This window comes from Sinorhizobium sp. 22678 (genome assembly GCF_052044265.1).
GTDB lineage: Bacteria > Pseudomonadota > Alphaproteobacteria > Rhizobiales > Rhizobiaceae > Sinorhizobium > Sinorhizobium meliloti_A.
Window position 1 is genome coordinate 22020 of sequence record NZ_JBQEMS010000036.1, and the last position, 25417, is coordinate 47436.

At 58.6% G+C, this 25417-nt stretch carries 25 protein-coding genes and 4 pseudogenes; 12 read left to right on the forward strand and 17 right to left on the reverse strand.

Annotated elements, in window-relative coordinates; all coding sequences use genetic code 11:
• Positions 1-145 precede the first annotated feature (145 nt).
• The 5 genes and pseudogenes from ACTJKL_RS30035 to ACTJKL_RS30055 all read right to left on the reverse strand — a co-directional run bounded on the left by ACTJKL_RS30035 (position 146) and on the right by ACTJKL_RS30055 (position 3464).
• On the reverse strand, positions 146-502 hold the full coding sequence (locus tag ACTJKL_RS30035) for a type II toxin-antitoxin system HicB family antitoxin (protein ID WP_102761838.1): 357 nt from the start codon (positions 500-502) through the stop codon (positions 146-148).
• Positions 499-752: pseudogene (locus ACTJKL_RS30040) on the reverse strand (type II toxin-antitoxin system HicA family toxin). The gene ACTJKL_RS30035 and the pseudogene ACTJKL_RS30040 overlap by 4 nt, the downstream one beginning before the upstream one ends.
• A 379-nt stretch (positions 753-1131) precedes the next feature.
• Entirely contained in the window at positions 1132-1857 is a 726-nt protein-coding gene (locus ACTJKL_RS30045; protein WP_440854579.1) for a PA1136 family autoinducer-binding transcriptional regulator, read from the reverse strand.
• Complete coding sequence (gene hchA, locus ACTJKL_RS30050) at positions 1854-2723, reverse strand: glyoxalase III HchA (RefSeq protein WP_440854580.1); 870 nt, start codon at positions 2721-2723, stop codon at positions 1854-1856. The genes ACTJKL_RS30045 and hchA overlap by 4 nt, the downstream gene beginning before the upstream one ends.
• 234 nt (positions 2724-2957) lie before the next feature.
• On the reverse strand, positions 2958-3464 hold the full coding sequence (locus ACTJKL_RS30055; protein ID WP_440854581.1) for a dihydrofolate reductase family protein: 507 nt from the start codon (positions 3462-3464) through the stop codon (positions 2958-2960).
• Between the two features lie 45 nt (positions 3465-3509).
• Here ACTJKL_RS30055 and ACTJKL_RS30060 point away from each other — a divergent pair, with 45 nt between their 5' ends.
• Positions 3510-4082 carry a TetR/AcrR family transcriptional regulator gene (locus ACTJKL_RS30060; RefSeq protein WP_440854582.1) on the forward strand — a complete coding sequence of 191 codons (573 nt, stop codon included), beginning with the start codon at positions 3510-3512 and terminating at the stop codon, positions 4080-4082.
• A 101-nt stretch (positions 4083-4183) separates the two neighbouring features.
• Here ACTJKL_RS30060 and ACTJKL_RS30065 read toward each other — a convergent pair.
• Positions 4184-4399, reverse strand: a pseudogene (locus tag ACTJKL_RS30065) (Na+/H+ antiporter NhaA); the annotation flags it as partial.
• Positions 4400-5321: 922 nt separating this feature from the next.
• Between ACTJKL_RS30065 and ACTJKL_RS30070 the strand changes: the two are divergent.
• Both ACTJKL_RS30070 and ACTJKL_RS30075 read left to right on the forward strand, forming a co-directional pair.
• Complete coding sequence (locus ACTJKL_RS30070; RefSeq protein WP_133036875.1) at positions 5322-5549, forward strand: helix-turn-helix domain-containing protein; 228 nt, start codon at positions 5322-5324, stop codon at positions 5547-5549.
• Positions 5546-6808 carry a type II toxin-antitoxin system HipA family toxin gene (locus ACTJKL_RS30075; protein ID WP_440854583.1) on the forward strand — a complete coding sequence of 421 codons (1263 nt, stop codon included), beginning with the start codon at positions 5546-5548 and terminating at the stop codon, positions 6806-6808. Before ACTJKL_RS30070 ends, ACTJKL_RS30075 begins: the two co-directional genes overlap by 4 nt.
• 202 nt (positions 6809-7010) lie before the next feature.
• Here ACTJKL_RS30075 and ACTJKL_RS30080 read toward each other — a convergent pair whose 3' ends face one another.
• Positions 7011-7757, reverse strand: a complete 747-nt coding sequence (locus ACTJKL_RS30080; RefSeq protein WP_440854584.1) for a pirin family protein — start codon at positions 7755-7757, stop codon at positions 7011-7013.
• A gap of 64 nt (positions 7758-7821) precedes the next feature.
• The gene (locus tag ACTJKL_RS30085; protein WP_411934343.1) at positions 7822-8397 is read right to left on the reverse strand and encodes an isochorismatase family protein; all 576 of its coding nucleotides are present in this window, start codon (positions 8395-8397) and stop codon (positions 7822-7824) included.
• A 139-nt stretch (positions 8398-8536) separates the two neighbouring features.
• On the opposite strand from ACTJKL_RS30085, the gene ACTJKL_RS30090 reads away from it, so the two are divergent.
• Positions 8537-9421, forward strand: a complete 885-nt coding sequence (locus ACTJKL_RS30090; protein ID WP_440854585.1) for a LysR family transcriptional regulator — start codon at positions 8537-8539, stop codon at positions 9419-9421.
• 17 nt (positions 9422-9438) lie between these two features.
• Here the strand turns inward: ACTJKL_RS30090 and ACTJKL_RS30095 are convergent, their stop codons facing one another.
• Positions 9439-9696 carry a winged helix-turn-helix transcriptional regulator gene (locus ACTJKL_RS30095; protein ID WP_440854586.1) on the reverse strand — a complete coding sequence of 86 codons (258 nt, stop codon included), beginning with the start codon at positions 9694-9696 and terminating at the stop codon, positions 9439-9441.
• Positions 9697-9761: 65 nt separating this feature from the next.
• Between ACTJKL_RS30095 and ACTJKL_RS30100 the strand changes: the two genes are divergently transcribed.
• Entirely contained in the window at positions 9762-10592 is an 831-nt protein-coding gene (locus tag ACTJKL_RS30100; protein WP_440854587.1) for an NADPH:quinone reductase, read from the forward strand.
• A 24-nt stretch (positions 10593-10616) separates the two neighbouring features.
• On the opposite strand, the gene ACTJKL_RS30105 is transcribed toward ACTJKL_RS30100, so the two are convergent.
• Positions 10617-12032: an aldehyde dehydrogenase family protein gene (locus tag ACTJKL_RS30105; RefSeq protein ID WP_440854588.1), complete on the reverse strand. Its 1416-nt coding sequence runs from the start codon at positions 12030-12032 to the stop codon at positions 10617-10619.
• A 99-nt stretch (positions 12033-12131) separates the two neighbouring features.
• On the opposite strand from ACTJKL_RS30105, the gene ACTJKL_RS30110 reads away from it, so the two are divergent.
• Positions 12132-13046, forward strand: coding sequence for a LysR family transcriptional regulator (locus ACTJKL_RS30110; RefSeq protein ID WP_440854600.1), 915 nt, complete (start codon positions 12132-12134; stop codon positions 13044-13046).
• Between the two features lie 103 nt (positions 13047-13149).
• On the opposite strand, the gene ACTJKL_RS30115 is transcribed toward ACTJKL_RS30110, so the two are convergent.
• Positions 13150-14124, reverse strand: a complete 975-nt coding sequence (locus tag ACTJKL_RS30115; RefSeq protein ID WP_440854589.1) for an alpha/beta fold hydrolase — start codon at positions 14122-14124, stop codon at positions 13150-13152.
• Positions 14125-14198: 74 nt separating this feature from the next.
• Positions 14199-14990, reverse strand: coding sequence for an MBL fold metallo-hydrolase (locus ACTJKL_RS30120; protein ID WP_440854590.1), 792 nt, complete (start codon positions 14988-14990; stop codon positions 14199-14201).
• A gap of 467 nt (positions 14991-15457) precedes the next feature.
• Between ACTJKL_RS30120 and ACTJKL_RS30125 the strand changes: the two genes are divergently transcribed.
• From ACTJKL_RS30125 to ACTJKL_RS30150, 6 genes are all read left to right on the forward strand, one after another.
• The gene (locus tag ACTJKL_RS30125; RefSeq protein ID WP_440854591.1) at positions 15458-16069 is read left to right on the forward strand and encodes a glutathione S-transferase family protein; all 612 of its coding nucleotides are present in this window, start codon (positions 15458-15460) and stop codon (positions 16067-16069) included.
• Positions 16070-16128: 59 nt separating this feature from the next.
• A complete protein-coding gene (locus ACTJKL_RS30130) occupies positions 16129-18186 on the forward strand; it encodes a 2Fe-2S iron-sulfur cluster-binding protein (RefSeq protein ID WP_440854592.1) in 2058 nt (685 codons plus the stop codon).
• 124 nt (positions 18187-18310) lie between these two features.
• Entirely contained in the window at positions 18311-18859 is a 549-nt protein-coding gene (locus tag ACTJKL_RS30135) for a carboxymuconolactone decarboxylase family protein (RefSeq protein WP_440854593.1), read from the forward strand.
• A gap of 74 nt (positions 18860-18933) precedes the next feature.
• Positions 18934-19398, forward strand: coding sequence for a nuclear transport factor 2 family protein (locus ACTJKL_RS30140; RefSeq protein ID WP_440854594.1), 465 nt, complete (start codon positions 18934-18936; stop codon positions 19396-19398).
• A gap of 22 nt (positions 19399-19420) precedes the next feature.
• Entirely contained in the window at positions 19421-19726 is a 306-nt protein-coding gene (locus ACTJKL_RS30145) for a hypothetical protein (RefSeq protein WP_440854595.1), read from the forward strand.
• A gap of 76 nt (positions 19727-19802) precedes the next feature.
• Positions 19803-20693 carry a LysR family transcriptional regulator gene (locus ACTJKL_RS30150; protein ID WP_440854596.1) on the forward strand — a complete coding sequence of 297 codons (891 nt, stop codon included), beginning with the start codon at positions 19803-19805 and terminating at the stop codon, positions 20691-20693.
• A gap of 482 nt (positions 20694-21175) precedes the next feature.
• Here the strand turns inward: ACTJKL_RS30150 and ACTJKL_RS30155 are convergent.
• From ACTJKL_RS30155 to ACTJKL_RS30175, 5 genes and pseudogenes are all read right to left on the reverse strand, one after another.
• A pseudogene (locus ACTJKL_RS30155) lies at positions 21176-22223 on the reverse strand (alkene reductase); the annotation flags it as partial.
• 80 nt (positions 22224-22303) lie between these two features.
• The gene (locus ACTJKL_RS30160) at positions 22304-22918 is read right to left on the reverse strand and encodes an NADPH-dependent F420 reductase (RefSeq protein WP_440854597.1); all 615 of its coding nucleotides are present in this window, start codon (positions 22916-22918) and stop codon (positions 22304-22306) included.
• A 212-nt stretch (positions 22919-23130) separates the two neighbouring features.
• Entirely contained in the window at positions 23131-23739 is a 609-nt protein-coding gene (locus ACTJKL_RS30165) for an NADPH-dependent FMN reductase (protein ID WP_440854598.1), read from the reverse strand.
• Positions 23740-23957: 218 nt separating this feature from the next.
• Positions 23958-24353 (reverse strand): annotated as a pseudogene (locus ACTJKL_RS30170) (DoxX family protein); the annotation flags it as partial.
• Between the two features lie 310 nt (positions 24354-24663).
• Positions 24664-25417, reverse strand: a 754-nt coding sequence (locus ACTJKL_RS30175; RefSeq protein ID WP_440854599.1) for an IS110 family RNA-guided transposase, incomplete at its 5' end; no start/stop codon positions are given.

A 25417-nucleotide genomic window follows, 5' to 3' on the forward strand; every position in this document is an offset into this window, starting at 1 on the left:
GTCATTTGTCCACTTCACGCCTGAACACTTCAGCGGTGTTATGTTATAACTGCAAAAATCAGATATCTATCGAATGGAACGCAATTCATCGAACGGCCAGTCGCCGCAGGGCGAATTGCGGATTTACAATGAGCCGCAACGGGCACTATGCCGAGAGGCGTGCCTCGGCAAAGTGGTCAGCGGCTTCTTCCAACACCTCTTCTGCCCACTGGTTAAGGCTCTTTCCCGAAAGCTCAGCAGCGAGAGCCGCTCGGCGATGGACTTCGGGAGCGACACGAAACATCATCTTTCCTGAATAGGGCCTCTGAGGCTCTTTGCCTATTTTCCTGCAGGTCTCGAGGTAATCATCGACTGCCTCATGAAAGGCCTTCTTAAGCTCAACGACGCTGTCGCCGTGAAAGCCGATAACATCGGAAATACCTGCAATCTTGCCAAAAAACACTTCGTCCTCAGCATCGAATTCGATGCGAGCGTGATACCCGTTGTAAGTCATGGTGTTCATGGCGTTACTCCAATTTGCATCAGGAACTCGCAAGCATCGCGCACCTGATACCGCTTTGCTTCCTTGTCCGGATGGGGTCTGTGGAAGCTCGCAATGATGCCGTCTTTTTCGAACTTCACGCGAGAGCCTTTCCTTCGATTACGTTCGCTCCGGCGGCCACAAGCAGGTTCTCTATAGCGGTCCATTCAATGGTTCCAGAAACCGGATCCTTGAATACGGCCGCAAGGGTCTTTCTCTGCTTGCTGTTCATGCTAGCAATATAAGGACGCTTGCTGTTTATGCAAGCATAAACTCAACAGCTCCGTGACTTCGATGGAACTGAGCACACCGAAAAGTCCTACTTGCGGCGGAGGCCGGAGCGGGCGGTAAGATCTTTGGTGCCGTCCTCGGAGGCGCGATGAGCTGGATGACCAAGGACGCTGCCTACGTTCTTAAGATGAAATAGTGGTTTTGGTGGAGATTATAATTACGGGTCTGCAGTTCGAGTCCGTTCAAGGCGAGGCTTCGGCGGCTGTGCGCCAATAGCTGCCGTAAAATGCAGTCCGGTGCCATGACTGGTTTCGGCGCAATCTCTCTCGTTCGAGAGGACGTCACGGTCTCCCGGGAGCAGACCTTCGAACGGAGAGGAATCAGGCGTCGAAAGCTCCCGCACGAACGAGGACCTGCACCGCTTGTGCTGTGCTGCTGACCGCCAGGCGATGGCGAATGCGGCGGAGATGATTTTCTACCGTACGCTCCGACAGACCCAGCAACAGAGCCACATCAGCCTGCCGGCGGCCCGAGGCGATCCATCGGATGACCTCCAACTCGCGCGCCGATAGCTGCGGGGCAGAAGCAACTGCGGCGAAGCGAGACCGGCGCAGGGCAGCTTGGAAAGTCGCCGCCGCGATGAGCGAGAACGCGAGGCGCGTCGCGATACCGCTGTCTATCGTGGTCCCGCCAAAGCTCATCGCACCCACGAGGCCCGCATGACCAAAGATTGGTACCTGTAGTCCCTTGATGCCAGGTCCAGTCGGACGCGCGACAACGCGATAGGTTTCCCGCTCCCCGTTCCCTCTCTTGATCCAGAAGAACGGCAGTTCTGTTTCCAGCACATGCCGATTGACCGGGCAGCGGGCCATATAGGTTTCTGGAGTAACCGGATCGCCATTCCCGAACCAGTCGCCCTCGACCCATAATATTTCCTCAACGAGCGCGTCACCAGCTGGCGGCGCGGTGTAGAGAACGAAACGGTTGTAACCGAGCGGGTGGGCAAAAGCGCGGACGGCCTGACAAACGGTGGCCATGTCATCGCTGCGCTCAATCGTAGCGACGGTTACGGTTATCTGCGCTAATGCCGACCCGCCTGTGGTCATCCCGCTGTCACTTCCGCAAGCAGCGTCTTGGCCGCCAGCTTACCAAGGTTGTTCGCTGCGAACGGGCTCGCCCCAGTAATCAACTTGCGATCCAGATGGGTGGACTTGTCCGGATCGGTGTTAGCGATCGTCACGCCCAACGCTTTCAGCTTTTCCCCGAAATGCCAAGTCAGATGGCCGGGCATATAGCCGATCTCAGGCGTCATGCGGTCTGCCGCGTCGGGAAAGGCGGTGATGCTATATCCTGCGAAGGGGAATTCCGCGCCATCAACCTTGGGCGTGCAAGCAAGCAGTGCGGCCGGGCCGTGGCAGATCGAAATGATGTGGCGGTCATGATCGAGAGCCCAGCGCAGAACCGCGCCTACTTTATCGCTGAAGGGCAGGCCGGCCAGCGGCCCGTGGCCGCCGGGAATGAACACAGCGACATAATTGCTGTCCGGACCAAGCCCTGCCACGACATTAGAAAGCTTCAATGGGTTTTGGAACTGTTCCAAATAGCCTTCGTGGAGGCCAGTGATTTCCTTATCTTCCTTTGGCATTGCCCAGAATTCAAATTTCACCGGATTGCCCGAAACGGTCGCTATGTCAAATTCGAACCCTGCCTTATGCAGATGGAACATTGGTACCAGCGTTTCAATTGGGTGGTTGCCGGTAGAGAACAGCGTCCCGTTCTCCATCTTCAGGTAGCGCTCATCGGTCCCTATCACGAGGATACGGCTAGTGCCCGTATAAGGTTTTGGGTAATCGGCACCCTCAAGATCGCTTTTTGCGCTCGTGAATTGCGAGAGCGAAAATTTGGAGGGGAAGAAGGCATTGAACTCCGCCTCGTCAGGCTGCGGGTCTTTACTAATGGCAAGTATGCTCATTATTGATCTCCTTTCTTGGACAGAATAGAAGCCGCTTGGCATTTTTAGAATGAGGGTTTTCCCTCAATGGACGAGGCCACGCCGGGTTCCCGCAACAAGAGCGGATTCCTGTTTGTCGCTAAGGGCCGCTAAAGAGGGCCGATCAGTTGAAAACTGCCAGGCTGGAGTTCACCGTTTCGAAGACTCTGTGCTGCGATGTCTGGTATGTGGGCGCGAAAGCGACGCCGGAGAAGATCAACCTAACGACCGCTTTCGGCTTTTGGGCCAGGAGCGGTCATTCATTCTGTCATGTAGCAGGGATGTCCCCATTTGACCGTCTCCGCCAAGGAGTTCGGGAATGATGTAGATCTCAATCTCATCGAGTGCGCCGCGTTCCATGAACGCCATCTGCAGCATCCCTCCGCCCAGCATCCAGACATCACCATCATCGATCGCGCGAAGCTCCGCAATGAGGTTATCTACATTGTCTTTGACCTGAAGCGGGCCTTTGGGGTTTTCGATTGGTCGTGACGTCACGACAACAACGCGCTGGTCGGCATAGGCCCAAGGTGCGGGATCATTTGCAATGAAGTCGTAGGTACCACGACCCATGACGACCGTGCGGATGCCTTTCAAGAAGGTGCGGTAATCATGTTCGCCCAGATCCATTCCGTCGTACTTGAACAGCCAGTCCAAGTTGTCGTTCTCATCCGCAATCAAACCATCCAGACTAGCTGCGATGTAACCCACGATCTTTGCCACAGATGTCTCCTTGACCTATAAATGAACGTCCGTTTATATATTCCAATGACCAGACGCAAAACAATCCCTGATGAACAGGTGCTCGGCACATTGTTCGAGATGATGATGAAAACAGGGCCTGATGGATTGACCTTTGCGCGTGCGGCGCAGGCGTCGGGCTTGGCTGCGGCAACTCTGGTGCAGCGCTTCGGAAGCCGTGAGCGTATGGTTGAGGCGATCCTTCTGCAGGCCTGGGACAGCCTGGACGCAGAGACGAAGGCGGCAGACGAGGAGGAGGATCTATCGCCTGAGGGGGCTATCAACCTTCTACTGCGCCTTATGTCTCCCGACACGGCCAGCCGTGATGCCACTGACGGTCTTCTTCTTCTACGAGAGGACATTCGAAATCTGAGACTTCGTGAAAGGGGTGCTGCGTGGGGTCGTGCATTGGTAGCGGCCTTGGGACGACGCTTGTCGGCGGACCAACAGGAAGCGGATCTGCTGGGCTGGCAGATGGCTGCTCTCTGGCAGGGTGCGCATACCTGGTGGGCATTCGATCAGACAGTGCCTGCAGATCGTGCAATCAGGGAAGCTCTGGAAGCCTGGCTTAAAGGGCGTCAGCGACGGACGCGGCATTAACGGCAGCTTTAGCCAATTGCGGTCTTCCGCTTTGCGCCGCCAATAGCGGTCGTCGCCACCATTTCAAGCGTCTCGCTTGGCAGGGTGGCGACGCGAAATCGTCAAGCGGTAACTTGATCGTGCTGAGTTCTGTCTGATTTACGCCTGCTCGATACGGCCAGGATTATAGACCCTGCAACACCCGATACCAACGACCCCATGAGTATGCCGATCTTGACATGATCCTGAACTGCCGGACCGTTGAAAGCCAGCAAACCGATGAACAGAGACATCGTAAAGCCAATACCGCACAAAAGCGCCGCACCGGCGACGCGAAGAGCGCGACTGCGCATCATGATTGAAGAGATGAAAGCGCTTCTACGACCGAGTCGGCAGACGTCTCAGTCGTGCTTTTTGCGCGAGCCGGCCTTCTGTTGCTCAGCAAGGCGCCGTTCAAGTTGATCGAAACGATTGGACCAAAGCTGGCGGTAGGTCTCCATCCATAAAGGTGGCTAACGAAGTTCTTCGGAAGGAACCGGCCGATGCCCTCCGCCCAGCATCCTGCTTGGCCCTTTGACCGATGGCTGAGGAGCCAACGCCAGATCTGAAACGAGCGGTTCGACCGGCTAGAAGAACTATTGGCTGATCTCATGAAGGAGAATGATGTGACCCTAACTCGCGAAACCAATGTCGCCGATTCCAAGTTGATGCAGTTGTCGTCCTGGGCATCATCAAACGAGGTGTCGTTTGGCAGCTAATCATAAGAATGCGGCTGTTTCGCCCCGATTTAGCAGGTAATTTGAGAATGGAGCTCAGTCTAACTGTAACGACTATATTCTATCGCGTTGTATCTATTCGTTTTTCACGTCTGCTTGCAAAAAGTTGTGCGGTGGTACGCCGGGCTGCTTTCTCAAATTAAATGCCAAAATGTCTGGCGTGGGTCTCAAATTAAGTGACAATTCTCAGTTTTGGTGCACGGCTAAGTATCTGAAATTATTGCATCACGAGTCTTACGATTAAATGCAAAACGACACGTGCCTGGCCGGCTCTTCGAGCGGCCACATCCCCAGTTCCTGAGATGGCACCGTGAGAACTGCTTCAAGCAGTGAGCGCCAGGGTAAGTCTTGCGCTGTAGTTTCATCCTGAGCGGGTCTATTTCGGTCCCGTTGGCCCCAATAAATCCTAAAATCATCCCGATCGGTTCTTTTGACTTCCCCTTCATGCCCGCCTGGTGATATAATCATCCCGATAGGGGTGATTATGGAAAAGATCAAAGATACGAAAAGCCTAGGCATGCTGATCCGTCAGGAGCGCAAACAGCAAGGGTTAACCCAGGAGCAACTCGCCGGGGTGATTGGTGTGGGCGTACGTTTTCTGCGTGAACTCGAGGCCGGCAAAGAGAGCTGCCAGATTGGCCGTGCGATGCAAGTCTTGGCCGGTCTTGGTCTTATTGTTTCGGTCGGGCGTCGCCAGGGCCCGCGATCATGATCCGGGTATTGGACGTCTATTTTCGCGACACCAAGGCGGGCGTACTCGGCCGGCTTGACGACGGCCTGCTGACTTTTGCCTACGATGGCGCGTATCTCCTGGACCAACGATCGCGTGCGATCTCGTTCTCGATGCCGCTGCAAGAAGAACCCTTTGGTGATCAGGTGGTGCGCCCGTTTTTCTCCGGTCTCTTGCCGGACGAAGGCGCGCGGCAACGCCTAGCTGGCGCGCTCGGCCTTTCGGCAGGCAATGCCTTCGGGCTACTGGAAGTTATCGGGGGCGAATGCGCAGGTGCCTTGTCACTCTATCCCACCGGCACGGCGCCCGAACCTCCCGGCCAGTCCCAAGCCGAAATTCTCACTTCGGAACGTCTGGATGAAATTCTCAGCAGGCTGCGGACCCGGCCTTTGCTTGGCGGAGACGAGGGCATTCGCCTATCGCTCGCCGGCGCGCAGGATAAACTGGCGGTCATTGTCGATGGAGGTTCCATTGCCTTGGCAAAAGACGGCAGACCAACGACCCATATCTTGAAACCAGTCATCCAGGCGTTGGAAGGCACGGTGGAGAACGAGTATTTTTGTATGCGGCTGGCTGCGCGCCTCAGGCTGCCGGTACCCCATGTCGAGATACGCCTAGACGGGGCGACTGCCTTTCTCCTGGTTGAGCGTTATGATCGGACGAAAGCTGCAGACGGCATCATTGAGCGCCTACACCAGGAAGACTTTTGCCAGGCCCTTAGCGTCCCGCCGGAGCTGAAGTATGAGGCCGAGGGCGGACCGGGGACAGGACATGCTCTCGGGCTGATCGACCAGGCCTGCGCTAGACCTGTCGTGGATCGGTTACAGTTCATCCGCATGCTGATCTTCCACTATCTCGTCGGCAACGCCGATGCCCACGGCAAGAACTACGCCCTGCTTTATGGCTCCGATGAACCGGATCTGGCACCGATCTACGATGTCGTTTGCACGGCTGTTTATCCCCGCTTGTCAAAGAGACTCGCCATGAAGATTGGCGGCCGCGATGTGCCCGACACCATCCAGCTGAAGCATTGGAAGGCATTGGTGCCCGACACTAAATCTTCCCAGCGCATCCTTGTTCGCGATCTTGCCCAGATGGCGGAAAGGATTGTGAGCGAGGCCGATGCCCTTGTTGCAGAACTGGCTGACGAGGGGATCAGGCACCCCATCCTGAGTGCAATTCGCAAGGTCATCTCAAGTCGGGCTGGTTTGCTACAGAGAGCCGCGGAGCAGGTGTCTTAAGCAGTTGAATGATCTCGGATATCCAGCGCTTTGTCCTTCGACCAACGGGCCGGTGGTTCGAATCCTTTCAAGAGCCTAAGCCTAGAGCCTTAGCGTGAATATTGAGCAGAGCGATGACGCCGTGTGGGGACCTCGACGTGGGGGTCGAGATGACGCTGAAGCGGGCAAGCGACCAATGATTGAGTGATCGAGGGCTGCATGCCTAGGCGCGGCGCCTCTGGTTCCCACTGAACATGCCACCTCGGTAAACCTCCACCGCAGGGTCCATCGAGAACAGCAAGACGTCCGATTCAGCCCATGCGGTAAGATCGTCATAGGCAACGGTCGAAAATATACTTTCCCCTTCCGATATGATCTCGCCCGCGATGGCGACCTTTCCACTGTAGACGTAGAGTAAGGTGTTTCGTCCGGTTTCCTCGGCCGGCAGCCGCATTTGGACCCCTTCGGTCATGTGGGCGTCAAAGACGCGGACGTCAGATCTGACCTTCAACGGTGCAGCGCTCGGTCCGGCGATAAGCCGCCAGCTATCGACGCTGTCTTCCTCCGGGAACTCATGGAACTGTACCATCGGCTCCAGATCGCGAGCGTTCGGTCGCAGAAATATCTGCAGCGCTTTCACAGGGCCGTCGCCGAGCATCAGTTCCTCGTGCTGGAACGTATGGCCGGCGTTCATCATCATGAAATGTGTCTTGCCGAGCGTCTTTTCGTTTCCGACCGTATCGCGATGGAGCATCTCACCGCCGCGAATGTAGGTCAGGATTTCGTCGTCCTTGTGCGGGTGCATACCGATGAGTTGACCCGGCTGAACCTGGGCGCGGTCGATCCTGCCGATCGGGCCGATACCGGTGTCGCCCGACGTCAGCGTCAGGCCGGGATACAGGATCTCGACGCCGAAGCCTTGACTGAAGTCGCCGCGCATCTGGCCTGCAGGAATCTTGGTGATGGTCATGATTGTCTTCCTTTGATCCGAGCGCGGGCTCTGAGGCGCCCGCGCCGAACACGGCTATGTGCGTTCAATGGTAGTTCAGGATGCCGACCAGCTTCTGACCGAGCGGGCTCGTCCAGTCGACGGCAAGCTCGGAGATAATCTGGTCGACGGTGGTGATGATTGCGCCGGCCTTTTCCATGCGGCGCAGGGCGATATCGTCGCCGTATTTGGTGTAGGACGCGGATGCGTCGGCCGAGACCTGGACCTCGTAGCCTTCGTCCAGCATCTGCAGGACCGGAAAGGTGACACAGATCTCAGTCGTCACGCCGGCAACGAACAGCTTCTTGCGACCGGTCGCTTTGACCGCCTGGTTGAAGCCGTCGTGGTGCATGGCGTTGACGATGCCGGGACGCTTGATGCGGGCTTCGAACGCTTCGGGCAGGATTGCTTCGAGTTCCGGCAGCAGCGGGCCTTGGATCTGGTCTTCCATGCTGGAGGTGAGGATCGTTGGGATATTGGCGGCCTTGGCGATGCGAGCAAGCTTCAGCGCGTTCTGCTTGACCAGGTTGATGTCGTGCGAGTGCGTCCAGGCCATCGTGCCGATCTGGTGGTCGATCAGCAGCATTGCTGAATTCTCGGGGGTAAATACGTCCTTATGCATTGTCGTGTTCCTTTCTTTGCTCGGCGGCTGTTGGTGAAGTTCGTTTCGGTCCGCTCGATGATTGGAATTTAGCGTTGCGATTGGTGGCACGGTAGCTCTATGGTTAGCCACTCTGTGGAACGAAAAATGGAACACTGGGATGATCAGCTTCGAGGACATGCAGACGTTCGTTGAGGTGGCGGACGGCGGTGGCATCACGGTTGCCGCCCGGCGTCTCGGCCTGCCGAAGTCGATCGTCAGCCGGCGGCTCGTCCGGCTTGAAAGCGAGCTCGGCGTTCGGCTTCTGGCGCGGACGACCAGAGGTGCATCCCTCACCGAAGCTGGCGCCACCTTTCGCGAGCACGCCGCACGCATGTGCTTGGAGATGGACGTCGCACGCGAGGAGATGCTGCCGACCGGAGATCTGCGGGGACGCCTTCGCGTGGCGGTTCCTTCGTCCTTCGGTCCTGGGCACTTCGCCCCGGCATTGGCCGAACTCGCCCGCCTGCATCCGCTCCTGCAGCTCCACGCGCATTACAGCGACCGCTATGTCGATCTGGTGGCGGAAGGCTTCGACTGCGGCATCCGCGTCGGGTACCTGCAGGATTCGAACCTGACCGCGCGCAAGATTGGCACCTTTGCGGCAGGCCTTTTTGCAAACCCGGAATATCTGCGTGTCCACGGCGTTCCACAGAAGCCGTCAGATCTTCTCGACCATCAGGCCATCTTGCAAGGGACCGAAAGCTGGAGGGTTTCCGACGGCACCCGGACCGTGGTCGTCAACGGTCAGGGACGGTTCAAGGCGGATAGCGCTGCGGGCATCGCCGAAGGGACAGCCGCGGGGCTGGGCGTCGCAGCACTACCCGTGGTGATCGCTCAGAATTACCTGGAAGCCGGAACCCTTGTGCCGATTATGACGGATTACAGCCTGCCGGAGATCGGCGTCTACATCGTGCGGCCGCCGGGATCGCACGTGTCGCGGAAGGTCCGGGTTCTGATCGACTTCTTTGTCGAGAGGTTCTCCGCAAACGCTGGCGCTGGCTAGAGCAACGAAGGTTAGTATTACGTGGCCGAGCGCCGCTCCTGGAACGCGACGCCCCAGTCGCGCATGGCTATCAGCACGGGTGCCAGAGTCTGCCCGAAGGGCGTCAGAGAGTATTCAACGCGCGGCGGAACCTCTGCGAAGACTTCGCGGGCGACGATCCCGTCGGCTTCGAGTTCGCGGAGCTGCATCGTCAGCGAACGCTGGCTCGGGTCGCCGACAAGGCGGCGCAACTCGCCGAACCGTCGCGGCCCGTTCAGCAGCCGGTAAATGATCATCGGCTTCCGCGTCAGGCATCAATCCGTCCGACATCAAGACGAGGACTGGATTCGGTGGAAAGGCCATGCCGTTCCCACGGATCGTGCCGCATCAGGACGGCGCGGGCGTCATCGACGCCGTCGGTCCGGGCGTGCCTCCGTCGCGCGTCGGCGAGCGCGTCTGGGTCTACATGGCGCAATGTGGCCGCGCTCTCGGGACGGCGGCGGAACTCGTTGTCGTTTCCTCCGCGCAAGCCGTCAGGCTGACCGACAACGTATCCTTCGAGATTGGAGCGGCGCTCGGCGTTCCTGCGATGACAGCGCATCGCTGCCTGTTCGCCGACGGCGACCTGCGCGGCAAGCGGGTCCTCGTCCAAGGAGGAGCAGGCGCCGTCGGCAATGCAGCGATCCTTCTTGCGAAGTGGGCGGGGGCATGGGTGGCGGCGACGGTGAGCCGTGAGCAGCAGGCGGAGGTGGCGCGAGCGGCCGGGGCCGATCTTGTGCTCAACCGGCATGGGGAGGACGTCTCAGAGCGAGTACGGTCGGCAACAGGCGGCCATGGTGTCGATCGTATCGTCGACGTCGATATATCCGCCAACATCGACGTGTCGATCGCCTGTCTCGGCCGCGACGGTGTTGTGTCGGCCTATTCGACGGAATCGCCAGACGCGAAGCTGACGATCCCGTTCTTCCCGGCGCTGCTGGGCGGCTTTTCATTCCGTCTCGTCTATGTCTACACCATGCCGGAAGCCGCTATGCGGCAGGCAGCCGGTGAGATTTCGGCCTGCGCCGCATCGGGGGCATATGCTCCGCGGATCGCGAAGACATATGCCCTCGACGAAGTGGCCGAGGCACACGAGTTGCAGGAGAGCGGGAAAGCTGTCGGTAAGGTTCTCCTCCGAATTCAGAATCCGTGAGACGGCCAGCTCAACCTCAGCTTCTCAGGCGATGACGGCTTTCGGCTCCAGGAACGCCTCGAGGCCGAACACGCCATACTCGCGACCGATACCCGACTGCTTGAAGCCGCCGAAAGGAGCGAGAGGCTCGTGCGGCGCGCCGTTAATCACGACGCGTCCGCTGTCGAGCCGATCCGCAAGCGCCTGCATTCGCGAGGCGTCGGCGCCATGCAGGTAGGCCTGAAGTCCATACGGGGTGTCGTTGGCAATCGACACGGCTTCGTCCTCGTCTCGATAGGTGATTACCGACAGGACCGGTCCAAAAATCTCCTCGCGCGCAACGGGCATCTGGTTGTTGACATCAGTGAATATGGTCGGCTTCGTGAACCAGCCGCGATCTAGTCCGGCAGGCCGCCCCAGACCGCCCGCTAGCAGGCTGGCGCCCTCCCGCATCCCCAGTTCGATGTAGGCCTGGACCCGATCATACTGCTTCTGACTGACCATCGGTCCGATCATCGCATCCGGGTCGTCTGGCGCGCCGACCTTGAATGTCTCGATCTCCTGCTTCAGCCTGGCCAGGACGTTATCGAGCCGATAGCGCGGAACCAGGATGCGAGTGCCGGCAATGCAGGCCTGGCCGCTGTTGATGAAGCCCATCCGCAGTACGGCGGGTATTGTAACGTCCAGATCGGCGTCATCGAGAATGATATTCGGTCCCTTGCCACCAAGCTCCAGCGTGACACGCTTGAAGGTGTCGGCCGCGTTACGCAGGATTTCCCTGCCAACTGCGGTGGATCCGGTGAAGGTCACCTTGGCGATGTCCGGATGCCGGCTGAGCTCTGCGCCAACAATGCTGCCAAACCCGTTGACGATGTTGAACACGCCCTTCGGCAAACCCGCTTCATGAAGGCACTCGGTGAGGATCTGTGTCTGCATCGCGCTCATCTCGCTGGGCTTGATGACGATTGTCGTGCCGGCGGCGATGGCGGTTGCGAGTTTCGAGGTGATGAAGCCGATATTGCTGTTCCACGGCGTGATGGCGGCGGCAACGCCGGAGGGCTGCATGACGACGCGGGCGCGGCCCATCTGTCGCTCGAAGTCGTAGTCCTCCAGAACCTTCGCCATGGTCAGAAAGCTTGAAGCAGCGTGGGGAATAGCGAACCGGGTAAAGGTCTGAGGAGCCCCATATTCGAGCGCCATCGCTTGCGTCAGGTCGGGGACGCGCGCGGCGACGGTTGCGTTCAAACGCTTAAGCATCTCAACACGCTCGGCCTTCGTCGTCCGTGACAACGCCGGGAAGGCGCGTTTTGCGGCGGCGACGGCCTCACGCGCATCTTCGATGCCGCCAAGCCTGACCGTGCCGATCTTCTCTTCAGTCGACGGATTGTAGAGATCGGCGGTCTCAGATCCCTTCGGTGTGACGAATTCCCCGTCAATATAAACCTTGTCGATGTTGAACATCTCAAACTCCTTTTGGCTGTCCCGTCATATCTGGCACTTCGACACTGTCCTGATAAGTTGGTCAAAGATGCTCAGCCTGATAGGAGATTACGGACAATGATGCGCGGCTCACTTGCTGAACTTGAGGCTGTCCTCGCCGTCGCCTCACAAGGCGGGTTTCGCGCGGCGGCTCGCGAGCTTGGGATCTCGTCGTCCTCGCTCAGCCAGCAGATCGCTACGCTGGAGACGCGCATGGGCGTCAGGCTGTTCAACCGCTCGACCCGCAGCGTGGTCCTTTCAGCTGCGGGAGAGCAGTTCGTGGCGAGCGTGGGTCCGGCGCTGGAGGCGATCCGAAGCGCCGTCGAGCACGTCGATGAACATCGGGCGGAAGCAACCGGCACTCTGCGGATCAACACGTCGGTGGGCGCAACGCGGATCATCCTGACGCCGCTGATCCTAGAGTACATGCGCCGGAACCCGCAGATGACGGTGGAGATCGTGACGGAGGGCGCTCTGGTCGACGTCAATGGCAAAGGCTTCGATGCCGGGATCAGGATCCGGGAGGCCGTTCCTCCCGACATGGTAGTCGTCCCGATCGGCGATAATATCCGACCGGCCATCGTTGGGTCGTACGATTACTTCCGCCGTCATGGAAAGCCGCGGGATCCGGCAGAGCTCCAAAACCACCTATGCATTCGTGCACGAATGGCGAGCGGAACCATCTATCGCTGGGAGTTCGAGCGGCGAGGGGAGAGCTTCTCGCTCGACGTTCCCGGCAAGCTCGTGCTCGACGATAGCGACCTGATGCGTCGGGCCGCGCGTGAGGGGGCCGGGCTAGCCTATCTGAGTGAGTGGCAGGTCGAAGATGATCTTGCTGCCGGCAAGCTGGAGCAGGTGCTTGCTGACTGGACCCCGCCTTATCCGGGCTTATGTCTCTACTATCCCGGAAGGCGCAATCTGCCGGCGAAGCTGCGCCGGCTCGTCGACTTGATCCACGAGATCAGGCAAAGCAGCGATGTCGAAAGCTCGCTATGACCCAGACGCTTGGAACGAAGCTCGCACCAAATTGAAGCAGGTTTCGAAGAAGTTGTGAGGAGAGAGGGGCTCAGGTGGCGAACCTCTCTCCTCGGAGCACGATTTAACGCTGGATGAATGCGAGCATGTCAGCGTTCAGAACGTCAGGATTGGTCGCAAGCATACCGTGCGGGTAGCCTGGATAGACCTTCAAGGTTCCGTTCTTCAGAAGCTTCACGGCAAGTTCTGCGGACGCCTTGACGGGGACGATCTGGTCGTCGTCGCCGTGCAGGACGAGCGTCGGCACCGAAATCTTCTTCAGGTCCTCGGTCTGGTCGGTTTCCGAGAAGACCTTGATACCCTCATAATGTGCCTTGGCGCTCCCAATCATGCCCTGGCGCCACCAGTTCTGGATAAGGCCCTGCGAGACCTTCGCGCCTTCGCGGCTAAAACCGAAGAAGGGGCCTGTAGGCAGGTCGAGATAGAACTGCGCCCGATTGTCGGCCAGTGCCTTGCGAAGGCCGTCAAAAACTTCAATCGGCGTACCATCCGGGTTCGATGGCGTCTTCAGCATGAGCGGGGGGATTGCGCTGACGAGAATAGCCTTGGCCACACGACCCTGCGGTTCACCAAAATTAGCGACGTAACGGGCGGTCTCGCCACCGCCTGTCGAGTGGCCGATATGGACAGCATTTTTAATATCGAGATGCTCGTAGACCGCGGAGGCGTCTGCCGCATAATGGTCCATGTCATGCCCGTCGCTCACCTGCTGTGAACGACCGTGTCCGCGCCTGTCGTGAGCGATTACGCGATAGCCCTTCGACAGGAAGAATAGCATTTGGTTGTCCCAGTCATCGGACGACAGGGGCCAGCCATGATGGAACACAATCGGCTGGGCGTCCTTCGGACCCCAATCCTTGAAAAAGAGGTTGACGCCGTCTTTGGTGGTGATGAATGCTTCTGTCATTGCCGTTTCTCCTTCTTGGATGGTTTGTGCGTTGCCTGTTGCAAACGCTGGGATACCAGAGGCCAGCAGCAGCGCTGAGCCTCCGAGCAGAACGTCTCGACGTGAGACGTTAAATGGTTGATCTTCGGTCATTTTGTCCTCATGTTTTGACGGCATGGCGTTCGACTGCTTCTGAAATCAGAAGTTGGTCCGAGCGCTGATTTTCTTCAGACACCTTTGTAGACAAGGCGCGTGAATAAGGCGGGGCTGATGATTGCTTTGCCCCACTCATCATCGAAAGCCTCGGTCGGGTTGGCCGCGACCGTTTCATCGACGGAGCGACCCGCGGATTTCAGCCTCGCGACATTGTCCCTGATGGTCGCCAGCATCTCGTGATAGTGCTTGAGATCGTCGAGCGAGCTGACCGGCTTGCCGTGGCCTGGAATAATGATTGTATCCGCATCCACCGCAGCGATGACCCTCGCCGACGCTGCGATTGTTCCGTCTATGCTCCCGCCAGTCGAATAGTCGATAAAGGGATAAAGGCCGTTCCAGAAGATGTCCCCGACGTGGATGACGTTTGCTTCCTCGAACTTAACGGAGATGTCGCTATCCGTATGCGCCGGGCGATAGGCGGTGATACCGATCTTCGTACCTTCGAGCTCCAGCACCTTGTCGCTTGTGATCAGGGTCGCAGGGATCGCGCCAGAGGGTGAAGGTGGGAAATCGAAATTCCAGTCATCAACGCGCTGGGCCTCAAGCAGGTGGCGGCGCGTGTTCTCATGAGCAATGATTGCGGCGCCCACAGAGTGCAGCCATTCGTTTCCGTCGGTATGGTCGAAGTGCCAATGGGTGTTGATAAGATGCCTGACAGGTTGATCCCCCAGCTTCGAAAGAGCCTGTTCGATCCGAGTGCGAGTTGCCGTGATACCGGCATCGACGAGGACCTTCCCCTGCTTACCGGTTAGAACGGCAATGTTGCCGCCCGACCCCTCCAGTACGGCAATGTTGCCGCGCACGGGAGAGGTCGTGATGTCAGCCCGGGACGCTGCATCCCTCAGGAGTCCACGATGGTTCCGGATTTGGCGAGCGCGTTCGACGCCAGGAAACGAGCAGTAGCGAATGTTGCTAGGGCCCCGGTTAGAAGAGTGCGGCGACTGACGTAAGGTGTGTTGGCGATGTTCACGGCGAAGTTCCTTGTTGCCTGAGAAGATGGCCAGACAATACGCTTGCTGCCGCAATCGATAATCCGCAAAGCGCACAAGGGATTATTTCGCTTGGCGTAAGAGTTTCGCCAGCTCCCTGTCATGTCGGAGCGCCTTCAACCGCGAATTCCGGAAGCATGGTGTCTGTACGCCGCGCCGCGCACTGTTGCAGCTGGCGTAATGGTCCAGTGCCAAACATGAGTATTAAGCCGTCCGATCGCTCATCGCATCCTGTGTGCACGGATCGGGAATGGACCCGGCCTTCAAACAGGAGCGATCACATGAAACTTTATCACCATCCGCTGTCGGGCCACTCGCACCGGGCTCGGCTCTTCCTTTCCCTAATCGGTCTCCCCCACGAGCTGGTCGAGGTTGATCTGAAGGCTGGCGCCCATAAGCAGCCTGATTTCCTGAAGATGAACCCTTTCGGCCAAGTGCCGGTGCTGGCGGATGGCGATGTCTTCATCTCGGATTCCAACGCGATCCTTGTCTACCTCGCCAAGAAGGCCGGCAAGACGGAATGGCTCCCGGAAGATCCAAAAGGGTCGGCTGAAGTCCAGCGCTGGCTCTCGATTGCAGCCGGGGAGATTGCCTACGGTCCGGCAGCTGCGCGTCTGGTGACGGTCTTCGGCGCCAAGTTCAATCCGGAAGAAGTTATCGGGCGTGCACATACCATCCTTGGCCGGATCGAGCGCCATCTGCAAGGGCGCGAATGGCTGGTAGGCAATCGCCCGACGATCGCGGACGTCGCGGTCTACAGCTATGTCGCACGGGCCCCAGAGGGCAATGTAGACCTCAGCGCCTATCCGTCCGTGAATGCCCTGCTGGCTCGCGTCGAGCAACTTCCGGGCTTCGTCGATTTCGTCAAAACGCCCGTTGGTCTTGCCGCCTGAGCCTGGATAGGGCGTGCGGCACCTCGCACGCTCTTCGCCTCTTTTTCTGGAGAACGCAGATGTCCGTGAAGCTTACAAGATTGCCGACGTGGCATGAAGGCGAGACCTTTATTCAGGAAAAGCTCGGCGTAAAGGAACGCATGGCCTCCGTCGGCCAGCGTGTCGTTCGCGATTTCATGCCGGACCAGCACCGGGACTTCTACGCCCAACTCCCCTTCATCGTTCTCGGGAGCGTCGATCAAGCGGGAGACGCCTGGGCGACGTTCGTCGAAGGTGAGCCGGGTTTCATGTCGTCACCTTCGGCTGTCGTACTGGACATTGCCGTGCACCGCGATCCGAGCGACCCGGCAAGTGAAGGATTGGCGAATGGCCTGCCAATTGGTCTTCTTGGGATCGAGATGCACACACGTCGTCGCAACCGAATGAACGGTTTTATCTCGACGATCGATGGCGGTTTCCGCGTCGATGTCGACCAGAGCTTCGGAAATTGCCCGCGCTACATTCAGTTGCGTGACTTCAGATTCGCGCGTCAGCCAGGGGAATCGTTTACCGGTGAGGTTGAGCATCCGTCTGCGCTTGATGATCAGGCGCGCAGGGTGATCGAGGGGGCTGACGCGTTTTTCGTCGCCTCCTACGTCGATCGCGAAGACCGGCGCCAGGTGGATGTTTCCCACCGCGGCGGGAATGCGGGATTTGTCCGCGTCGGCGACGATGGCGTTCTGACGATCCCCGACTTCGACGGCAATCTCTTCTTCGCAACGCTCGGCAACATCCTGCTGAACGGAAAGGCAGGACTTCTGTTCGTGGATTTCACCACCGGCGATCTGCTGCAGATGACGGGGAAAGCCGAAGTCATCTTCGATTCGCCCGAGATCACGGCCTTCCAGGGTGCGGAGCGATTTTGGACATTCAAGCCGACACGGATCGTACGTCGCCGCAATGCACTGGCGTTAAGATGGGCTTTTCGGAAGGACGGCTGGTCGCCGAGTTCCTTGATGACGGGCAGCTGGCAGCAGATGGCCGACCGTTTGCGTGCCACAGAGCTTGCTAAAAGCTGGCGGCCAATGACCGTCACCGCGATCGTCGATGAAAGCGCGACGATCAAGTCTTTCCACCTCCGGCCAGGCGATGGCGCAGGGCTGCTCCCGCATGCGGCGGGTCAGCATCTGCCCATCCGCATCAAGTTGCCCGGCGAAGAAAAGGCGGTCATTCGCACCTACACGCTTTCTGTAGCGCCGTCCGATGGGATCTACCGCATCAGCGTCAAGCGCGATGGTCAAGTATCTCAGTTCCTCCATGATTGCATCGCCGTTGGCGATGTCATCGAGGCGCGCGCGCCGGCTGGCGATTTCAGCATCGACGCCCGCTCTACACGCCCGGCGGTTCTTCTGGCAGGTGGCGTCGGTATCACGCCGATGCTCGCGATGCTCCGTCATATCGTCTACGAAGGGCTGCGCAAGCAGCGTGTCCGTCCGGTGACGCTATTCCATGCGTCCCGTTCCAAGGCTGATCGACCGTTCGACAAGGAGATCGCCGAATTAATTGGAGCGACCAAGGGCGTCGCACGCCTGGTCAGGGTCCTCAGCGACACCACCGATGCTGAAGAGGGCAGGGACTTTGACGCCGCGGGGCGGATCGATATGGCGATGCTGACGCGGTTTCTCCCCTTCAACGACTATGATTTCTATCTCTGCGGGCCTGCGCAGTTTACGCAAGGTCTTTATGACGGACTGCGAGCCCTCAACATTGCTGACGATCGCATCCAGGCTGAACCCTTCGGTCCGTCGTCACTGATCCGCACCGGAGATGCCAAGGTCGCTGCTGTATCTCCCGGCGCGCAGCCATCGGAAAAACCTGTACCAGTCGTGTTCACGAGTTCCTTGAAAGAAGCTCGGTGGGCGCCTGGTTCAGGCACTCTTTTGGAACTTGCCGAAGCGCGTGGTCTCGAGCCCGAGTTCAGCTGTCGGGAAGGAAACTGCGGCACGTGCCGGACCAAGCTCGTCAAGGGAGCTGTGGCCTACGTCAAGCAGCCCACGGCGAAGATCGACGCCGATGAAGTGCTCCTCTGCTGCGCCGTTCCTGCAGAGCAGGACGGTGGCCTGCAGCTCGCTGTCTAAGAGCTCAATTGCTGCGTCCAGCGTAACAGTCCCTTGTTCCCTTTCGATCTTCAGCAAGCTGCCCCACGGGATCATATTCGATCTCAAGAGAGCGACGTCTCTCTCAACCGAAAAGGAGAATACAATGTCACGCATTCCTACCCCCGTAACCATCGAACAAGCTCCCGAAGCCTCCCGTCCGATCCTCGAAACCATCCAGAAGCAGATCGGATCCGTCCCAAACATCTTCCGGCTGGTTTCCAACAGCCCCGCCGCATTGACAGGCTTGACGTCGCTCCAGGGCGCACTCGGCAAAGGTAAGCTGCCGTCGGCTACTCGCGAACGCATCGCACTCGCCATGGCTGAAGCCAACGGCTGTGACTACTGCCTCTCGGCCCACACCTTCACCGGCACGAGGTTCGCCAAGCTCGATGAGAGCGAGATTGCTGCCAACCGGAGCGGCACGTCGAACGATCCGAAGGCGGCCGCTGCAGTCGAATTCGCCCGGGCGCTGGCCGTGGCTCGCGGTTCCGTCGCTCCCGCTGAGATCACCAAGGTCCGTGACGCCGGCTACAGCGATGCCGAGATCGTCGAGATCATCGCTCACGTGGCCCTCAACACCTTCACAAACTACGTGAACGAGGCCCTCGATACCGAGATCGACTTCCCCCGTATCGATCGCGCGGCTGCCTGATGTCGAGCCTGGAGGCGGTGCAAGACTTACCGCCTCCGCCCTACTGTCAACATCATCCTGAGAGGAACTTGAACATGTCCCGTCCCCCGCTTCCCCCATTCACCAGAGACACTGCCATCGAGAAGGTCCGTCTTGCAGAGGATGGCTGGAACAGTCGCGATGCCGGCAAGGTGGCGCTTGCCTATACGCTCGATACGCGCTGGCGTAACCGGGTCGAGTTCGCGACGAACCGCGCCGACGCCGAGGCCTTCCTGGCCCGCAAGTGGAACAAGGAACTCGATTATCGCCTTATCAAGGAACTCTGGGCTTTCACTGGCAACCGTATCGCCGTTCGATATGCCTATGAGTATCGCGACGACAGCGGTCAGTGGTTCCGCGCCTATGGCAACGAGAACTGGGAATTTGCCGAGGATGGCCTGATGCGGGAGCGTCATGCAAGCATCAACGAACATCCGATTGCTGAAGCGGATCGCAAGTTTCGTTGGCCGTTGGGTCGCCGGCCGGACGGCCATCCTGGCCTCAGCGACTTTGGCTTTTAGGCGGCTGATCAAGGAGATGAGAATGGCCAGCTCGTCAATTGATCCGCGGATAAGGCTTTCAATAGAACTGGCTCTCACGGGAACCAACGAGAGCAAGACACTGCTTGAGAAACAAGAAGAAGCCGGTCGTGCCCTTGGCATGACCGGCGCTGAGATGGACATCGCAAGGCGGGGGTCAAGCTTCGACTTCAATACGTCGGTCGCTCTATCGCTTGCATTGAATCCCTGCCGCGAAACGCTACAGCGCGCACTGCGCGCCGGACTGTCCGAAGAAGCCTGTGCGGAGATAGAGCGCATCTCCCAGGCTTGCCGTTCGCCAATCGCATGATCCCCTGTTAGAGGCTCTTGAGGCTTTGGTTCCAAGCCCTTAAGGTCTTGGAAACGCGAGCGCTTTGGGGGAGTGGATGGATCGCTGGCAAGCAATGAGGATATTTGTAAAGGTCGCCGAAACTGAAAGTTTCGCAGACACCGCGCGACAGATGTTCATGAGCGCTCCGGCTGTCACACGTGCCGTCGCGTCACTCGAAGACCTGATTGGAGCGCGCCTCTTGGTGCGAACAACCCGCTCGGTAAAGATGACCGAAGCGGGGATTCGTTATTTTGACGATTGCCGTCGGATTCTTGCCGATATCGCTGAAGCAGAAGCGGCCGCCGGCGGTTCCTACGCTACGCCGACGGGAACCCTGTCCATAACCGCGTCAGCGTTGTTCGGGCAAATGTACGTCCTTCCGGTCGTGACAACCTATCTCGACACCTATTCGACCATGAGAGCGAAGACGCTGTTCATCGATCGACCGGTCAACATCGTCGAGGAAGGGATCGACGTGGCCGTGCGCATCGGCCATCTCCCCGACTCTAATCTCTCTGCTGTGAAAGTCGGGACGGTCCGTCGCGTCATGTGCGGTTCGCCGAAGTATTTCGAACGCCACGGCGTTCCGAAAACCCCGGCCGATCTCAAAGAACATCGCATCGCAGCATCCACCGCAGCCTGGGCTTCACCTGAATGGAAGTTTCGCGATGACGTGCGGGTATCCGTGGATGCGGCTTTACAATGCAACACCAACGAAGCGGCGATACAATCCGCACGTGACGGATGGGGCCTGACCAGGGTTCTCAACTACCAGATTGGCCCAGCGCTCGTGGCTGGAGAGCTACAGATCATCCTCAGTGAATTCGAGGAACCGCCTTTGCCCATACACATCCTCCATCCGGAGGGTCGGCACGCTCCAGCAAAGGTTCGCGCCTTCGTCGATATGGCAGCGGCGAGACTGCGCGAGAACCGGCTACTAAATTGATGTCGGTGATGCACCGGATGGACGAAATGCGCCGTGCGTAGACGCACAGCGCCAGCGTGAGCTTTGAAATCGGCCCCTACAAGGCGGCCATGCCGTTCGTGCCAGGTGGGCTTCACGGCTCCAGGCGTAAAAACGGCTTGAAGAATTTGACATCATATCCTTCCGTCGATGCCCGCAACTCAGGATCAGAATGAGACCAGACCTCTGCTTGCATGTCGACGATGCGAGCATGCCGGCGACATTTCCGCCGAGGTTTGCCAGGTGCTCCAGTCGCGCGGCAGGATTGGCGAACTCTTCATAGACGACCGCCTCTGTCTCGTTGTCATTTAAAAAATGTCGTAGCGAATCGTGCCCGTGTCTTTTTCCCGCGCCAAGCTGATGCTGTCTGCGGCGATACGCTTGAATTCCTCCAGTTTGCCGGGGTGAATCTTCAATCGCACCATCGCCTGGAACCGGCCCGACTTCTCCGTCCCACCATCAGGCAGGGCAGGGAAGTCCGTGTATCCTGACGCTGGCCCGTCCGGACCCTGACCGAAATAGACGCTGTGGTCGGCTGTATTGAGCGGTGCACTAGTGGAAACACGCTCGATGAAGTCGGGATTGGCCAGTACCATCGCACCGAAGGATTCGAGATTGGCAAGCCCGGATGCTATATCCTTTCCGATGTCCTCGCGGGGCCGGCCAGGGCGGTTGAGGATCAGTACCTGGCCCCAAAGCTTCCGGAAATCATGAAGGATGTCATCGTCGCCATAATGGACGATGTGAATATAGGCTAGGCCTAGTTTGTTAAGTTCAGTGACCAGGTAACAGAACAGGTCCCGACCTTCGTCGCTGTGATTGAGGCCAAAACCGGCAAAGCCGGGAGACAGACGCATTCCCGTTCGATCGGCACCGATCTAAGCGACTGTCGCCTGCGCGACTTCAATTGCGAAACGGGCTCGGTTTTCCAGTGAACCGCCATATTGGTTGGCGCTGATCGCGAGGAACTGGTGGATCAGGTACGCGATCCCGTGAATTTCAACCCCGTCAGCCCCCGCTTCGATCGCGCTTCGCAGCGTAGGCGTAATCCTTGACTTTCGACTGAACTTCTTCCGTCGTCAGCGCTCGGGGAGTCGGAATATCTTTCATGCCACCGAGCGTATAGATCTGCTCGCCTGGTGCGATCGCTGAAGGGGCCACACCCTGACGATGATGAGGCGTATTGTCGGGGTGCGACATACGACCGGCGTGCATGAGCTGATAGAACACGTGACCGCCGCGAGCATGGATGGCGTCGTTTACCGTTCGCCACCCAGCAACATGGTCGTCGGTGTATATGCCTGGTGTCATCGGATAGTCCTGACCATCGTCCGAAGGTTGTGTGCCTTCCGTAATAGTGAGCCCGACGCCAGCTCGCTGGCCATATTATTCTGCAGCGAGTACGCCCGGCGTTCCATCAGCGTTGGCGCGCGCTCGGGTCATCGGAGCCATGACAAATCGGTTCTGCAGCCGGATCTTGCCTAGTGTGAAAGGAGAATGGATGTCTGTCATCAAACTACCTGTGAAGTTCCGGTTGAGGCTGGATCGAATCCCGTGAGCGGAGGCGGGCAGCGCCTTCGCTCACGTCCTGATCAAGGAAGCGGGCTGTCAATCTTTACGAAGTCGTGAGCAATGAGTGGACCGCCGGGCGACTGAAATAGTCGGCTGCCATGCTCGATGTCGCCAAGATCCACACCGAAGAAACCGAGCTGGTCGATCAGTTTCGCGACCTCTGTCTTTGCAGCTTCGTCGTCGCCCGCATAAAACAGCACACGCCGTCCACCATCGGCATCCGGGACTTTCTCCAGGTTCATGAAGTAGTGGTGGTTAAACGCCTTGACGACACGGGCACCCGGCGCCCACTCCTGAATGATTGCGCTCGACGCACGGCCGGCTACATCGATCGGCGGCAAAGGAGGGCGCTGCATCGGGTTGTTGGTATCGACAAGAATTCGGCCGTTCCAAGCAGGCAGCTTGGCGAGGATAGCCTGCAGCTTCGGCCAATTGACCGAGACGAAGACGATATCCTTTACCGCTGCTTCTTCAACAGTCCCCGCCGTAATCGACGGACCGGCCTTGGCGACGAGCTCTGTGAGCGTTTCTGGGCCACGGCTGTTTGCGATTGTTGCTGCGATGCCCTTCGCGCCGAGGCGCTGAGCGATGGCCCCACCGATCATGCCAGTGCCAATGATACCAATTGAAGGCATTTCAAGTCTCCTGATTTAATTCCATAGAGGTGGATGCCAGGGGTTCAGTCCCTGGCGGGTCGCAAGAACAATTGTTGCTGATCAGGCGAAACACTTCGCCGTAACCGCGACCATGAGTGCGGAAATCGACACGGCGGTCGATCATTGATTCGGCGGTTGCGGGGAGCCATTGTCGGCTGCCCCTTCACATGTTGTGTGGATAGGGATCGGCCTCAGGCCGTCGTTGCAGCCCGGGCTGCCATCGTGGCCTTTGCCCACCAGACGAGCTCGTCGAGCGCTGCGGTGGCGGACGGGATGAGGTTTTGCTCAATCGTCTCGATGGGCTGGTTGCCAACGGCCGGGAAGATTGTGAAGAAGTCACTGCCGCCGATATGGACTGCGGCGTGCGTGGACACCATGTGCATTTCGATGCCGATCAGACGCAGGTGCTCGATTGCACGCGCAGCACCGACACCACCGTAGCCGATCGCGGTGAACGGCTTGTGGTTCCATTCCTTGTAGGCCTGGTCAAGCGCATTCTTCAGGGCGCCAGTCAGCGAGTGGTTGTATTCAGCGACAACGAAGATGAACCCATCAAAACGGGCAAGCGTCTGCTGCCAGCGAACAGCCTCGGGGGTCTGGCTCGGTACCCATGCATTGGACGCTACTTCATCAAAGAATGGCAGGTTGAACTCCCACAGGTCAACGAGCTCAACATCGAGATCGGTGCGCGCCTGGGCCTGCTTGAGCATCCACTGTGCAGGCACGTCAGCAAAGCGGGCTGCGCGGGTCGAGCCGATGATCAGGGCAATCTTCGGCTTGGTGCTGGAAGTAAGTGACATCGTATTTTTCCTGAGTTGCGATCAGAGCCACTGTGGCATCGGATATGTTCTGCAGTGGAAACATGCCGTATCGGGTTGACCGACACTAGCTAGCGAAAGAGGCACTCGCTGTCGCTTGGAGAGGAACACCTGAGGTCTTCGCAAGATGGCCAAAAGAAAGAGCCGGACAGCGATCACGCATGTCCGGCTCTTTGGGTAGTACGGGCGGTGGATGACGTTCAGTTTGCGTAGACAGCGGCCGCAGAAGGTCCATTGCGCTTGGCGAAATAGGCATCGAGGCTGAGCGCGCCGGCTCCGAAAGCGACTACCTGCAGAAGGCCACCGGTCATCATGACGTTCTTGAAGAAGTGGACCATCGTGTTTTCATCGGCGAGATTGCTGTGGAAGTAGTAGGCGGTGACCAGGGTGAAGATGGCGAGCAGTGCGGCGATCGGGCGAACCTTGAAGCCGGCGACCAGCAGCAATCCGCCGCCGATTTCGAGCGTGATCGCGCCGATTGCACCGAACAAAGGAAGAGGGATATCAACCATCTTAACGAGCGCAACGGTCTTGGCGAAGGTGGCGGCCTTGGCAACAAGGCCGAAGAACAGGAAGGGGAGACCGATGAGAAGACGGCCGGCGAGAGGAAGCTAGCGAGTGTCAGACATGTTCATTCTCCAATGAAAGAACTCAAGGGGCAAAACGCTTGTTCTGCGCGGCTTTCCCTGGGTTCGATTGCGTTTTGACCGGCACTTCTGCCGACCGGGTAAATCTTCTCCGTTCGCAGGACGGGCTTTTCCATCCTGTGGTGCTGAACCATTCTCCAATTCGTGACCCTAACGCCGATCTGCTTTTCGGCTTCGGTCACAGAGTGGCGTTCGGCTCCCGGCTTCCCATTCTCCTGTAAGAGCGCAGCCCGGACCTGCCGGGCTCGCTAGACCGTCATCAGGACAGCCGGGATATTGTCGACGATGCGCCTTCCTCTCCATTTGCGCCGCGCCGCTCGTAGGGGCGCTGGTCGCGCAGAATCTGGAAGGCGATCGTCAAAAGCTTGCGCGCGATGGCAACGCGCGCTTTGTTTGCTCCTCTGAACTTCAAATGCTCGAACTGGGCTTGAAGCTGCGGGTCCGTGACCACGGCCGGTGTGACTGCCTCGACAAAGGCCCAGCGCAGCCACTTGTTGCCTTGCTTGATGATCTTGCCGTGGTAGGTCTTGCCGCCGGAGGAATAGGTCGAGGGCACAAGCCCGGCATAGGCGGCCAGCTTCTTCGGGTTGCGGAAGCGGGAGATGTCGTCGATCTCGGCGTCGATAAGCCGGGCGAAGAACTCACCAATGCCGGGGATGGTCTTCAGCAGCTTCACATTGCTGTTGGTCTTCGTCATCGCGCGGATCGTCTCTTCCGACTGTTTGATCCGCCCGTCGATGTCGCCGATGAACTCCAGCCCCCGGTTGATCTGGATGCGGTCGATCTCCGACACATTGAGCGCGGCGAGTTGCTGACGCCCGGCCTTGCCGAACAGGTCGCCCAGCTTCTTCAACTGTGCCGTCTGCTCCGGATAACGATCAAACACCGTAACGATCCGGTTCTTTGTCATCGTGCGTAGCCGCACGTAGAACATCCGTTCGCGAAGGGCGACGCGAAGCTCTCGCGCCTTGTCTCCAGGAGCCCATGCCTCGGGCACGAGATCGGCCCGAAGA